This is a genomic window from Sunxiuqinia dokdonensis, assembly GCF_001270965.1.
Classification (GTDB): domain Bacteria; phylum Bacteroidota; class Bacteroidia; order Bacteroidales; family Prolixibacteraceae; genus Sunxiuqinia; species Sunxiuqinia dokdonensis.
Genome location: NZ_LGIA01000162.1, coordinates 1 through 13,486, shown reverse-complemented (window position 1 = coordinate 13,486; position 13,486 = coordinate 1). Strand labels below are relative to the sequence as shown.

Below are 13,486 nucleotides of genomic sequence, written 5' to 3'. Positions count from 1 at the left end.
GCTTCATCGTAGTCGTGGTTTTTATTTTGCATGAGACTTTTGGCCTGGTTAAAATATTCCAGGTAAAGCTTGTGAGTTTCTTCCCTGGTCAGGTCGTCCTCATCAGCAATGCCTTTTTCAAGTTGAATCAGCGCCATGATGCAGTAATTGATAATGCCAATATATTCCGACCGGGCATCCTCTTCCACTTTCATGGTTCCCTTCATTTCGATGCTGCGAATACGCTGGGCTTTAATAAAAATTTGGTCGGTCATTGAACTGGGCCGCAAGATGCGCCATGCCACGCCGTAATCGCTCATTTTCTTTAAAAAGATATCTTCGCAAATTTCAATGACATGATTGTATTGTTGAATGGTTTTCTCCATGTTCAGCTTTTAAAATTGAGCCATAAAAATAGAAATTAAATGCGTATTTTGTTGGCTTTATCTTACTTTTGTAAGAACCATTGTCGAACTCATCAAATTCTTATGTTGTATGTTGATCACCAGTTCTGCCAGTAAGTTTTTCAAACGAAAACACACGATCAACCTGAATGGTCGCCTGATCGACTTAAGTAATCCCATTGTGATGGGGATTTTAAATGTCAGCCCCGACTCTTTTTACGACGGCGGCCAATATGCTACCAAAGATGCGGTGGTGCAACGTGCCGAACAAATGCTGGAACAAGGCGCCTCCATTATTGATATTGGTGCCATGTCAACGCGTCCCGGAGCCGGTATCATGTCGACCAAAGAAGAGCTGACCCGTCTGTTGCCGGCCGTTTCAGCCGTGAAAAAACGGTTTCCCGAGGCCGCCATTTCCATTGACACCTTCCGTTCGTGGGTTGCTCTGCGGGTGGTTGACGAGTGCGGCGACTGCATCGTAAACGATATCTCGGGCGGCGATTTTGATGCCCACATGTTTGATACCGTGGGCAAGTTGAATTTGCCGTATATTTTGATGCACATCCAGGGAACGCCACAAACCATGCAGGATGACCCGCAATACGAAGACATCATCAAGGATATTTCAAAATATTTTTCTGAAAAAGTGCGCAAACTAACCAAGGCTGGCGTAAAAGATGTGATTCTTGATCCGGGCTTTGGCTTTGGCAAAACGGTGGACCACAATTACGATCTACTAAACCGGCTGGATGCTTTCAAGGTTTTTCAGTTGCCGGTGTTGGCCGGTGTCAGCCGAAAATCCATGATTCAAAAGCTGCTGAACGTTTCGGCAGAAGAGAGCCTGGGTGGAACCATTACGGCTAATACCATGGCTTTGTTGGGCGGCGCCGATATTTTGAGGGTGCACGATGTGAAGGAAGCCGTTGAGTCGGTTCGCATTTTTACCAAGCTAAAAGAAGTAGCTGATTTATGAGTCTATTTATTACTTTACGGTTTCTGGATGTGTTGGACATTCTGCTGGTTGCATTTCTGCTTTACCAGCTGTACTTGTTGATTAAAGGAACCGTTGCCTTCAATATTTTCATTGGTCTTTTCCTTGTTTACCTTTTTTGGTTGCTGGTGCGCGCCCTCAACATGGAACTGCTGGGTTCGTTTATGGGCCAGTTTATCGGTGTGGGTATTTTGGCGTTGATTGTGGTTTTTCAACCCGAAATCAGGCGCTTTCTGCTGCTCATTGGCAGCAATCCGCAGGTCAACCGCTTTTTAAGTATCGAGCAATTATTTACTTCAGGGAAAGCCAAATCCGCTTCCGGACAACATCTGAAAATGATCTCGCGAGCCTGCGAAAACATGGCCAAAACCAAAACCGGCGCACTGCTGGTGATCGCTCAAAATTCGGAATTAAAAGATTACATCCGCACGGGAGAGAAAATCAATGCACGAATTTCGGACGCGTTGCTGGAAACCATTTTTTTCAAGAACACGCCCTTGCATGATGGCGCGGTCATCATCAACCGGAACAAAATTGCTGCGGCCCGCTGTATTATGCCACTAACCAACAAAGAGGATTTGAACCCACTGCTTGGATTACGACACCGTGCAGCAGTGGGAATCACAGAAAACACCGACGCTTTTGCCATTGTTGTTTCGGAAGAAACCGGGCATATTTCAATCTCCCAAATGGGAAAGCTCACGCAAAACATTTCGGTGATCGATCTCAGTAATGCATTGGAAAACATTATTATTGACATGGACGATGCTGACTAATTTGAAAAATATCATCTTGTTTCAATCCGATGGTTTTGAGTTTAACCTGATTGATTTGATACTAATCGTGGCACTGCTGGTCATTGGTTTCTTTGTCATGCGTGTCATTCGCAAACTGATCAGCAGGCAGAGTGCGGAAAAGCATCTTTCATCGCGCTTTACCCGATTTTTATACCAAGGCGGCCGGTTGCTGATCTGGACGACCTTTTTCCTGCTGATCCTTAAAGTGCTGGACATCCAGGTGTCTTCCGTTCTTGGTTATGAGCTGTATGCCGATGAGAAGTTCCAGTTTAAGCTGTATAACATCCTGCTCATCCTCATCATACTTTATGTGATTAGTGGCTTATCCTTTGCCGTTGAGTATTGGTTCGATTCACGAATCGACAGCAAAAAGCTCGACATTGGCCGGGGAAAATCTTTCTTACAAATCGTTAAGTATGTGATTTGGATGGTCGGCATCGTCATTGTCATCGGCTCTCTTGGGTTCAAAGTAACCTTGCTGGTTGCCAGTGTTTCAGCCCTATTGATTGGCGTTGGATTTGGCTTGCAGCATATTTTCAATGACTTCTTTTCGGGTGTCATTATTTTATTTGATGGCTCCGTAAAAGTGAATGATGTGGTGGAGATGGAAGGCGTCGTTGGCCGGGTGCTGGAAATCGGCGTCCGGGTATCCAAAATTCTGACCCGCGACAATGTCGTCATCATCGTTCCCAATTCGCGTTTCACCGGGCAGCATGTCATCAACTGGAGCCACAACGCCGATGTCACGCGTTTTTATGTGGGCGTTGGTGTGGCCTATGGCTCCGACGTCCGGCTGGTCGAACGCATACTCCTGGAAGCAGCAAAAAATCATTCGATGATTGTAAAAACTCCTGCACCATTTGTCCGCTTCAAAGACTTTGGAGAATCATCGCTTGATTTTGAACTGTACTTCTGGACTGCCAATGATTTTTTGGTTGAAAACATCAAAAGCGACCTGCGTTTTGAAATTGACCACCAGTTCCGTGAAAACAAGGTAGAAATTCCTTTCCCTCAACGCGACTTGCATTTCAAAACGAAAAATTTCGACTAAGCCGTCGCACAGGCTTCTTTTCATTCAGGTATTTCCGACATCATTTCTTATCAGCAGCATTTGTGCTACCTTTGCGTTTTTATGTGGGGCCTGCATTTCTTGTCAGGTTCAATCAAAAGAGTAAACGAAAATGCAAAACAAAATAACAGAACTTTTCGGTATTCAATATCCGATTATTCAAGGTGGAATGGTTTGGTGCAGCGGCTGGAAACTGGCCTCAGCGGTTAGTAACAACGGTGGGTTGGGGCTCATCGGTTCCGGTTCGATGCACCCGGAAACCTTGCTGGAACACATTCAGAAAACAAAGAAAGCCACAAACAAACCATACGGGGTGAATGTGCCTTTGCTGTATCCTCAAATTGAGGAAATCATGGACGTGATTGCAGCGGAAAAAGTCCCCATTGTTTTTACCTCCGCCGGAAGTCCTAAAAAGTGGACTGGCTGGCTGAAGGAACGCGGAATTTTGGTGGCGCATGTGGTTTCGAGCACGGCCTTTGCTGTGAAATGTGAAGAGGCAGGCGTGGATGCGATTGTCGCCGAAGGCTTTGAAGCCGGCGGCCACAATGGTCGGGAAGAAACCACAACCATAAGCTTGATTCCATCCGTGCGCAAAGCAACCACACTTCCACTGCTGGCTGCTGGCGGAATTGGCAGCGGCCGGGCCATGCTGGCAGCCATGGCACTGGGCGCCGACGGCGTTCAAATTGGCTCACGTTTTGCCCTCACGCAAGAGTCGTCGGCCCACGAAAACTTCAAACAATTGGTGGCCGGTTTAGGTGAAGGCGGAACCAAATTGGCCTTGAAAAAGCTGGCTCCGGTGCGTCTGGTCAAAAACGAATTTTTCAAGCAGGTAAACGAAGCCGAATGGCGTGGCGCCGATGCCGAAGAATTGAAACAGCTCCTGAGCAAAGGGCGGGCCAAGCGCGGCATGTTTGAAGGCGATCTGGAAGAAGGCGAACTGGAAATCGGCCAGGTTTCAGCACAATTGAATGATATCCCAGCCGTTGCTGACGTCATGGAACGCATTATTTCAGAATATGAACAAGTGCGCCGTGATCTTGTTGAAGGGGCTAATTTCTCATTTTAATCTATGATCAAATTTCAACGTTACCAGCTCGAAAACGGGCTTCAAATACTTATCTATCCAGATTATTCTACGCCCATGGTGGCGCTGGATGTCTGTTATCACGTGGGAGCAAAAGACGAAAATCCAAAGCGAACCGGCTTTGCGCATTTGTTTGAGCACCTGATGTTTGGTGGAACTAAAAATATTCCGGACTACGACGAAGCTCTGCAACACGCGGGCGGAGAAAACAATGCTTACACCACCAACGATTTAACAAATTACTACCTCACCATTCCGAAGGAAAACCTGGAAACAGGCTTTTGGCTGGAATCAGACCGGATGCTGGAACTCGACTTCTCGGAAGAAAAGCTAAACATCCAGAAAAACGTGGTGATTGAAGAATTCAAGCAACGCAACCTGAACCAGCCCTATGGCGATGTGTGGCCGTTGTTGCGCGAGCTGGCTTACCAGGTTCATCCGTACCAGTGGCAAACCATTGGTAAGGAAATCAGTCACATCGCCGATGCCAGCCTGGAGGAGGTGAAGGATTTCTTCTTCCGATTTTACGCACCCGACAACGCGGCGCTGATTTTAAGCGGACATGTGAACCCCGACGAGTGCCTTCAGCTAGCCGAGAAATGGTTTGGATCGATTCCCAACCGGAATGTTGCCAAAGTAGCCCTTCCGCAAGAACCCATTCAAACAGCGTTTCGGGAGAAAACGGTCGAGCGTGACGTACCGGATACAGCCATTTACCTGGCTTTCCACATGCCCGATCGCCGGCAATACGAATACTATGTCTGCGACCTGATTTCGGACGTGTTGTCCAATGGCAACAGCTCGCGAATGTACCAACGCTTGATTAAGGAGCAAAAACTATTTGTGGAACTGGATGCTTACGTTTCGGGTGATCACGACCCGGGCTTGTTTATAGTTTCGGGGAAATTGACTGGTGACGTGAGCATTGACACCGCCAAATCAGCCATTTGGAAAGAACTAAAAATCATGCAAAACGAATTGGTTTCAGCTGTGGAGCTGGAAAAAATTAAGAATAAGCTGGAAGCCAACCTGATCTATTCGCAAATGAGCTACCTGAACATTGCACAGGAGCTGGCCAATTTTGAAAACATCGACCGGGCCGAACGCATCAATGAGCAAGTGGACCTTTACCGGTCGGTAACCAGTGCCGATTTGTTGCGGCAGGCTCAACTGCTTTTTCAGCCGACCAATTGCTCACAATTAAATTACCTAGCCAAAAAATGATCGACCGCACCATAGAACCCAAGATAAACGAGGCTGCCAAGCCAGTGATTATTCTACCGGAAGCCATTTCGTTGGACAACGGTTTGCCTGTTCACATATTGAATGCGGGAACACAGGAAGTAACCCGGCTCGATTTTATTTTTGAAGCCGGGCTTTGGCATGAGAGCAAACCTTTGCAATCGGCACTGTCCAATGCGATGATGCAGGAAGGAAGCGAACGCTACTCGGGTGCGCAGATTGCCGAAATCATGGATTTCCGCGGTTCGTACATCCAGTTTGTGGTTGACCACCATTTTGGAACCATTAGTTTGATCAGCCTGAATAAACATCTCCCCCACCTGCTTCCGGTGATCGAAGACCTGATCAAACATTCCTCCTTCGAACAACACGAGTTTGAAACCTTGATCAACCGGCGCAAACAGCGATTTCTACTCGAAAACAAAAAAGTGAAGGTGCTGTGCCAAAAAAAGTTTTCTGAAGTGCTCTTCGGAAATCAGCATCCTTATTCGCAGAAAGTCAAAAAAGAAGATTTTCAGGCCATTTCGCGGGATGATCTGTACGATTTCTACACTACATTCTATCGGTCGGGTAATTGCCGGATCTTGGCAACAGGCAACACCGACGCGCAACTGGCCCACTTACTCAACCAACATTTTGGCGATAATGATTGGCAGGGAGAAAAAATGGTGCTTCCGTCGTTTTCGATTCAGTCGTCTGACAAAAAAGTACACCAGGTCAAAAAGAAGGATGCCATCCAATCGGCCATTCGCGTGGGTTGCCTGATGGTCAAAAAAGATCATCCTGATTTTCATGGCTTGCAGGTGCTGAATACCATTTTGGGCGGCTACTTTAGTTCGAGGCTGATGGCCAATATTCGCGAAGAAAAAGGATACACCTACGGCATTGGCTCTTCGATTTTGAGTTTAAGTGAGGCTGGTTACCTGGTGATTGCCACCGAAACGGATCAGACTTATGTGAACGACACCATTTCTGAAATTTTTGCTGAGTTGAACCGGCTGCGCGATGAGCCGGTTTCGGAACAAGAGCTGAAACGGGTGCGACAATATTTGCTGGGTGAGTTTATCCGCGATTTCGACGGACCTTTTGCGCAAGCCCATTCGTTTCGTTCGGTGGCCGACTTTGGACTGGATCACCGCTTTCACGAACAGTACTACCAAACATTGATGAACATTACGCCGGAAAAATTGCAGACATTAGCCCAACAATATTTTATTGAATCGGAGTTTTACACCGTAGTCGCCGGTGCGTAATCAGCAAAAAACAGGTCATTAATAGTCAAGTTCACTTGAAAAATATCATTTCCCATACCACTTTTCTGGCCATTTTAGCCAGCTTGCTTTGGTCATCAGCCTTTGTTGGGGTGAAGATTGGTTTGCAATATCACAGCCCATTTCAGTTCGCCGGCGTGCGGTTCACACTTTCAGGGCTCATGTTGTTGCTATACTTCAATAACTATCGTAATTATCGGAAACAATTGGTGCAACACTGGCGATTCATTTTACTGATCGCCTTGCTGCAAACCGTCGTGCAATACATGTTTTTCTATTCGGGAATCGCCTTGCTGCCCGCCTCAATTGCCGCCATGATTATCGGCTCATCGCCTTTATTTATTTCGGTCGTTTCTCATTTCAGTTTTCACGATGACAAAATGGACTGGCTGAAAAGCACCAGTATTCTGCTGGGCGTGATTGGAGTAGCGGTAATTAGTCTCGGTCGGAGCGAGCTGCCTTCGGGGGTAAAAATCAGCATGTTGGGCGTTGCTTTGTTGTTGCTGAATAATTTTGCGTCGGGCTTTTCGAACGTATGGGTGGCTAAAAAGCCAAAAACACTGGCCCCCACTGTGCTCAGTTCTTCCTCCCTTTTATTTGGTGGAATTGGCCTGATTTTGATTTCCATCCCCATTGAAGGTTATGGTTTGAAAGCAGTATCGGTGGAATATTTTGTGGCCCTGGGCTGGTTGAGTTTTTTGTCGGCTGCTGCCTTTACCATTTGGTTTAGCCTGTTGCAGCGTCCGGGTGTCAAGGTTTCGGTGCTCAACACCTGGAAGTTCCTGATCCCCGTTGCGGGTGCCATTCTAAGCTGGATGATCATCCCCGACGAATCGCCGGACCTGGTTTCCGTATTGGGCATGATGGTTATTGCTTCGGCCCTGCTCATCCTGAACTACTCCAATCGCAAAGCGAACCGTCAGCTTAAACAAAAAGCACTGCTGGGCCATTAATCCGGCTTTTCAGCTTCCAGCTTCAGTTCGTACAGGTTTTGCGCCATGCCTTTGGTGAGTGTCTTTTGCATCAGTCCGGCTAAAAAACCGTTCAGACTTTCCTGTACGACCACCCGCGTTGAGCGCCCTTCTGCAATCAAGGTCCAGTTGTGAATGGCTTTAATCCATAGCATTTTGCCCGTCCAACCCAACTCTGAAGGAGGACTGGCTGTGTGAATTTCCGACTTGATTTTAAATCCTCTGGCCTTCCACACAAATTGTTTGCCTGGCGCAACCGAACCTTCCAAATGGGCATCAGTTACATCATTCTGCCATTGCGGCCAATGATTAACCGCACTAAGCACCTTGTAAACTTTCGCAGCCGGTGCGTGGATCAAAATCTGTGTTTCGTGATAGGCTGGCGCCGTTTTATTGACTTCAATCTTCATATCGCAATTTTGTCTATAACACAACAAGACGTCCCTGAACTTGTTTGTTAAAAAATGATCAGCATGGTGTTCAACACGAAGCTACCGTAAAAGACGAATTTCGCTTTTTACGGTAGCTTGATTCCATGAACTTCTATCGGGATGCGATTGACGCACGAAGCGAATCTACTCGCAGTCGTCACCCAAATTCAGCAGTTCAACTTTTCTGAAATCAACGGGATGGCTTTCGCCTTGCAGCGAAATGGAACCGCCTTTCAGCAGTTTATTTCCGTCGGCGGGCAACAACTTCTGATAAGTGGGGTCCCGCTCATCCAATTGGGGTTGCGAATACTGCATCACCACCTGTCCGTCAATGATATGTTTGATGATGGAATCGCCGCAAACTTCAATTTCGGCTGTCACCCAATCATCGCCATGAAAAGTTTTCGAGCTGGAATTGGTGCAATGGTCAAGCACCAGTTCGCCGTCCATCACTACGTTGGTTCCCGGCGTGCACAGGTTCATGTTCGAGCGCTCATCGGTTCCGTTTCCACCCAGCAGCTGCACCTCAATTGACGTCGGAAAATCCTGGTACTTCTCCATACTTTCGGCGCTTTGCCCGTGAATCATGATCCCGCTGTTTCGAAAAGCCCATCCTGGCCCATTGGTCACCTGATTGCCAACAAACCGATACTCGACTCGCATTTTGTAGTGCGAATAGTTCTGCTTGTAAAACAGGTGCGCAAATTCACCGTTGAAAGTTTCATACTCGTCGTAACGCACTTTCAACAGGCCATCTTCAACCCGAAACGTGTTGTTGTAGTTTTCGCCCAAATCATGTCCGGTAATTTTTATTTGCCAGTCGTTCAGGTCTTTCCCATTGAAAAGTTGAATCCACCCTTTTTCTTCTTCTTTCGGTTGGCAAGCGCCAATAACAAACACACTCGCAAGAAGAATCAGCAAGCCGTGTTTCTGGAGTTTTAATTTTTTCATTCGTAGTAATTTAGTTGAATCGTGAAGATAGTAAAATCTGGAATACCTGTAAACGAATTTATTCATTGCTCGACACAGGCCCGCTAACATTCTGAAAAAGCGACCAAAAAAAATCAGAGAAAAGAAAATTAACCGTTTGGTTAAAATTTCTGGTTAAAATACTTGCATATTATTTTCCAAGCCATTACTTTTGTCCATATAGTTTAACTATTTGGTTAATCATTGGAAGTTTTTCTATTTCTGAACTCGTAAAACTCAAATCGAATGAATACAAAAAAAGACAACACGGAAGACAAAATTTTAGACGCAGCCAAAAATGTGTTCGTAAAAAAAGGAATGGAGGGAGCCCGGATGCAGGAAATAGCTGATGAAGCTGGTATAAACAAAGCCTTACTCCATTACTACTTCCGAAGCAAAGACAAACTCTTCGATGCCATTTTCAGCAAAATCATCGGCTTGGCTTTTCCAAAAATTGGAGAAATCTTCCAAAGCGATCAAGCTTTTGCATGGAAAGTGGAACAGGTAATCGACACCTACTTAAGCTTATTGATGAAACACCCATACCTGCCGGCTTTTATTTTAAAAGAAGTCAACCGCGATCCGTCCATGTTTTTCAAGCTGGTGTTGAAACATGGCTTTTCGCCCGCCCCGATTTTTGAAATAATTGAAGAAGCGATGGACCGTGGCGAGATTATTCGAATGAATCCGCAACACCTCGTGGTGCATGTGCTTTCCATGTGCATTTTCCCTTTTGCCGCAAAACCAATCATCCATTTTGTCCTTTTCGATGAAGATAAACAGGCCACCCAGGCCTTTTTCGACGAGCGTAAGCAAGAGGTGAAACAATTTGTCCTCAGGGCCATAACACCGGAATTGAAATAAAAAAAACGAAACACAATGAAGAATCGGAGACTATTGTTTCTGTGGCTGTTGCTCCCGGCTCAACTGGTAGTGGCACAGCAACAGGTGACACTGAACGACTGCCAGCAATGGGCAAGGGCGCACCATCCGCTGTTGGAGCAACAGGCCATTTACAAGCAAATGTCGGAGCTGAAGCTGGACAACAACCGGACCAATTCTCTGCCCCAAGTTGGTTTGAATGTCCAGGCAACTTATCAATCGGATGTGACCGAAATTGGCTTGAGCCTGCCGTCAGTCGATATTCCTGAAGTAGCCAAAGACCAGTACAAACTCTACCTGGATGTGAAACAGAACATCTGGGATGGCGGACTGACCAAAGCCAATGAAATTTTGGAGAAGGCAAAGGAGAGAACAAATCAGCAAAGTGTAGAAGTGGAACTCTACAAAATAAGGGAACAAGTGAACAGCCTGTTTTTTACCAGCTTTTTGATTCAACAAAACCTCGACCTGTTGGAGAAAAAGCAAGAGACACTGGACGCGCGGAAAAAACAGATGGACTCGGCTGTAAAAAACGGAACATTGTTGCAGTCGGAACTGAATCAAATTTTGGCTGAGCTGGTCAAAATCAGGCAACAGCAAATAGAGCTGCAGTCGCGGCGCGAAACCGTGCTGTCGGCGCTGGCCATACTAACCGGAAAGGAACTGAGCAATTTGCAAAATCTGGTGATTGAAACCAACGATATCAGCCTCGCGGGCGAACTCAACCGGCCCGAGCTGAGCTTGTTTGAAAAACAGACCAATATGCTCGCAGCTTCGTCCGATCTGCTTCAAAAGAAACGAAACCCCAAGGTATTTGGCTTTGGGCAAGCGGGCTACGGACGCCCCGGACTGAATATGCTGAACGATGAGTTTGACGCTTTCTATTTGGTTGGACTGGGTGTTAACTGGACCGTTTTCGACTGGAAGAACACCCGGCGCGAGCGCGAAGTGATTCAGCTTGAGCAACAACTGGTCAGCACGCAGCAGCAACAGTTTGAGCGCCAAATCAACATCGCCCTGGACGGGGAATTCCGAAAAATTCAACAAATACAAAACCTACTCGAAAGTGACCGGGAGCTCATTGAACTGCAGGAGCAGATTACGAAAAGTGCTGCCTCAAAGCTTGAAAACGGAACAATTACAGCATCAGACTATTTACAAGACTTAAATGCAGAGATGGGCGCCCGGATCACATTCGAAACGCATAAAGTGCAGTTGGAAGCTGCCAAAATCAACTACCAAAACATTCAGGGAACGAACGATTAAATCAGCAATACATGAAACTTCAATATTTAATAGGAATGGGAATGCTTGCACTGCTATCGTGCAACAATGATGATGGGCAGTCCGATGCCTATGGAAACTTCGAAACCGACGAAACGATTATTTCTTCAGAGCTTGCTGGTAAGATTATCGACTTTTCGGTGGAACTGGGGGATGAAATTCATGCCGGCGATCTACTCGCTATAGTGGATACCACCCAACTGAGTTTGCAGATTAAACAACAGCATGCGCAACAGCAAGCGGTGACGACCAAAAAAGCCAACCTACGGGCTCAGGTTGAAGTCCAAAAAGAACAGATCCAAAACCTGAGTATACAGCAGGAGCGCATTCATAAGCTCTTTGCCGACCAAGCCGCCACCCAACAACAGGTGGACGATGTAGACGGGCAGATGCGGGTGTTAAAAAAACAACTGGAAAGCCTGGAAACGCAATTTTTGTCCATCAACAGTGAGTTGGCAGTTCTTGATGCTCAGTTGTCCATTACCCGCGATCAATTGGAAAAATCTCTGATCACCAGTTTGACCAGTGGTGTAGTCCTCGAGAAATATGTAGAACTGGGAGAGATGACTGTTCCCGGCAAAGCGATTGTGAAAATCGGAGACCTGTCGGAGCTCGATCTGCGCGTTTATGTTAGCGGTGCACAACTGCCCAGTATCCGACTGGGACAGCAGGTTGAAGTAGTGATTGACCACAATAAAACGGAAAACCAAACGATGGCTGGTGAGATCCGGTGGATCTCCTCAGAAGCAGAGTTCACTCCCAAAATCATTCAAACCAAAGAAGAACGGGTCAAGCTGGTTTATGCGGTGAAAGTGGCGGTTAAAAACGATGGCCGCCTGAAAATCGGAATGCCCGGCGAAGTGAGATTCGAGTAAGCAATAGTCAGTCTCAGTTGGCATTTGCAGCTAGTCGCTAGCTGCCAGCAACACGTTTTCAACTTGATCCACCAGTCAGCGAAAAGTCAACTTGGAACTTGAAACTTGAAACTTGAAATTTCGAAGCGAAAATGATCAAAGTCAACAACATATCAAAATCCTACAACAAAACCGAGGCGCTGAAAAACATCTCCTTTGAGGTAAAAAAAGGAGAGCTCTTCGGTCTGATCGGTCCGGACGGGGCTGGAAAAACCACACTCATGCGCATCTTGATGACTTTGCTTATCCAAGACAAAGGAGAAGCGGAGATGAGTGGGCTGGATGTGGTGCGGGATTACAAAAAGATTCGCCGCCTGGTTGGTTATATGCCGGGTCGCTTCTCGCTTTACCAGGACCTGACCGTGGAGGAAAACCTGGAATTTTTCGCGACTGTTTTCGGGACAAGCATTGCCGAAAACTACGAGCTGATCAAAGACATCTACGTGCAGATTGAACCGTTCAAAACCCGACTGGCCGGTAAACTGTCAGGTGGAATGAAGCAGAAGTTGGCCCTGTCGTGCGCATTGATTCACAAACCGAAGATTTTGGTACTCGACGAACCCACCACAGGCGTGGATGCCGTTTCTCGAAGAGAGTTCTGGGACATGCTGAAAAAGCTTCAACAGCAAGGAATCACCATCCTCGTTTCAACACCCTACATGGACGAAGCCAGCCTGTGCGACCGTGTGGCGCTGATGCAAAAAGGTGAAATCCTGCGAATAGACAGCCCGGCCCGCATTGTGGAAAACCACCCCCGAGCCTTGCTGGCTGCCCGCTCCGAAGAGATGTACCGGTTAATCAACGACCTGCGTGCCTGGGAAAAGGTGGAAACGGCCTATGCTTTCGGACAATTTGTACATGTGACACCGGTTGACGATGCGATGGAAGCCGTTGAACTGGAACATTACCTGATGAGCAAAAAACACCGAAAACTGCAAGTCTTTGAAACCAATCCGGGAATTGAGGATGTGTTTATGGCACTCATGTCTGCAAGCAACCAATAGTTTTTTAACCACAGAGTTACACGGAGGTTTACACAGAGAACACTGAGTTTAAAATTTCAAATTAAATGGAAATAGACAAAATAGTTTCAATATCCTTAACTGTACTCCGTGGAACTCAGTGCTCAACTTGGTGTTCTCTGTGGTTAAAATTGAAAAATAGTAAACCAGAATAAAAATGAATCAACAAACCC

At 46.5% G+C, this 13,486-nt stretch carries 14 protein-coding genes; 11 read left to right on the top strand and 3 right to left on the bottom strand.

Going from position 1 to position 13,486, the window contains the following annotated elements; genetic code table 11:
* Positions 1-365: DUF1599 domain-containing protein (locus NC99_RS12800; protein WP_157624871.1), on the bottom strand; the 365-nt coding region annotated here is incomplete at its 3' end.
* A 109-nt stretch (positions 366-474) separates the two neighbouring features.
* Here NC99_RS12800 and folP point away from each other — a divergent pair.
* The 7 genes from folP to NC99_RS12765 all read left to right on the top strand — a co-directional run bounded on the left by folP (position 475) and on the right by NC99_RS12765 (position 7,793).
* A complete protein-coding gene (gene folP, locus NC99_RS12795; RefSeq protein ID WP_053184289.1) occupies positions 475-1,356 on the top strand; it encodes a dihydropteroate synthase in 882 nt (293 codons plus the stop codon).
* Entirely contained in the window at positions 1,353-2,150 is a 798-nt protein-coding gene (gene cdaA / locus NC99_RS12790) for a diadenylate cyclase CdaA (protein WP_053184287.1), read from the top strand. Before folP ends, cdaA begins: the two co-directional genes overlap by 4 nt.
* Positions 2,140-3,222: a mechanosensitive ion channel family protein gene (locus NC99_RS12785; protein WP_162231213.1), complete on the top strand. Its 1,083-nt coding sequence runs from the start codon at positions 2,140-2,142 to the stop codon at positions 3,220-3,222. The genes cdaA and NC99_RS12785 overlap by 11 nt, the downstream gene beginning before the upstream one ends.
* 130 nt (positions 3,223-3,352) lie before the next feature.
* Entirely contained in the window at positions 3,353-4,309 is a 957-nt protein-coding gene (locus tag NC99_RS12780) for an NAD(P)H-dependent flavin oxidoreductase (RefSeq protein WP_053184285.1), read from the top strand.
* 3 nt (positions 4,310-4,312) lie between these two features.
* Positions 4,313-5,551, top strand: a complete 1,239-nt coding sequence (locus tag NC99_RS12775) for a M16 family metallopeptidase (RefSeq protein ID WP_053184283.1) — start codon at positions 4,313-4,315, stop codon at positions 5,549-5,551.
* The gene (locus tag NC99_RS12770; protein WP_053184281.1) at positions 5,548-6,822 is read left to right on the top strand and encodes a M16 family metallopeptidase; all 1,275 of its coding nucleotides are present in this window, start codon (positions 5,548-5,550) and stop codon (positions 6,820-6,822) included. Before NC99_RS12775 ends, NC99_RS12770 begins: the two co-directional genes overlap by 4 nt.
* 35 nt (positions 6,823-6,857) lie before the next feature.
* On the top strand, positions 6,858-7,793 hold the full coding sequence (locus NC99_RS12765; RefSeq protein ID WP_053184279.1) for a DMT family transporter: 936 nt from the start codon (positions 6,858-6,860) through the stop codon (positions 7,791-7,793).
* Here NC99_RS12765 and NC99_RS12760 read toward each other — a convergent pair.
* Together NC99_RS12760 and NC99_RS12755 are read right to left on the bottom strand one after the other, a co-directional pair.
* On the bottom strand, positions 7,790-8,221 hold the full coding sequence (locus NC99_RS12760) for an SRPBCC family protein (protein WP_053184277.1): 432 nt from the start codon (positions 8,219-8,221) through the stop codon (positions 7,790-7,792). The two genes, NC99_RS12765 and NC99_RS12760, sit on opposite strands and share 4 nt — an antisense overlap.
* Positions 8,222-8,386: 165 nt before the next feature.
* A complete protein-coding gene (locus tag NC99_RS12755) occupies positions 8,387-9,193 on the bottom strand; it encodes a 3-keto-disaccharide hydrolase (protein ID WP_082326471.1) in 807 nt (268 codons plus the stop codon).
* Positions 9,194-9,457: 264 nt separating this feature from the next.
* Here NC99_RS12755 and NC99_RS12750 point away from each other — a divergent pair, with 264 nt between their 5' ends.
* The 4 genes from NC99_RS12750 to NC99_RS12735 all read left to right on the top strand — a co-directional run bounded on the left by NC99_RS12750 (position 9,458) and on the right by NC99_RS12735 (position 13,295).
* Positions 9,458-10,075, top strand: a complete 618-nt coding sequence (locus NC99_RS12750) for a TetR/AcrR family transcriptional regulator (RefSeq protein WP_053184274.1) — start codon at positions 9,458-9,460, stop codon at positions 10,073-10,075.
* A gap of 15 nt (positions 10,076-10,090) precedes the next feature.
* Complete coding sequence (locus NC99_RS12745) at positions 10,091-11,359, top strand: TolC family protein (protein ID WP_053184272.1); 1,269 nt, start codon at positions 10,091-10,093, stop codon at positions 11,357-11,359.
* Positions 11,360-11,370: 11 nt separating this feature from the next.
* On the top strand, positions 11,371-12,252 hold the full coding sequence (locus NC99_RS12740) for an HlyD family secretion protein (protein ID WP_082326470.1): 882 nt from the start codon (positions 11,371-11,373) through the stop codon (positions 12,250-12,252).
* A 131-nt stretch (positions 12,253-12,383) separates the two neighbouring features.
* Positions 12,384-13,295: an ABC transporter ATP-binding protein gene (locus NC99_RS12735; RefSeq protein WP_053184269.1), complete on the top strand. Its 912-nt coding sequence runs from the start codon at positions 12,384-12,386 to the stop codon at positions 13,293-13,295.
* The last annotated feature ends 191 nt before the right edge of the window (positions 13,296-13,486 follow it).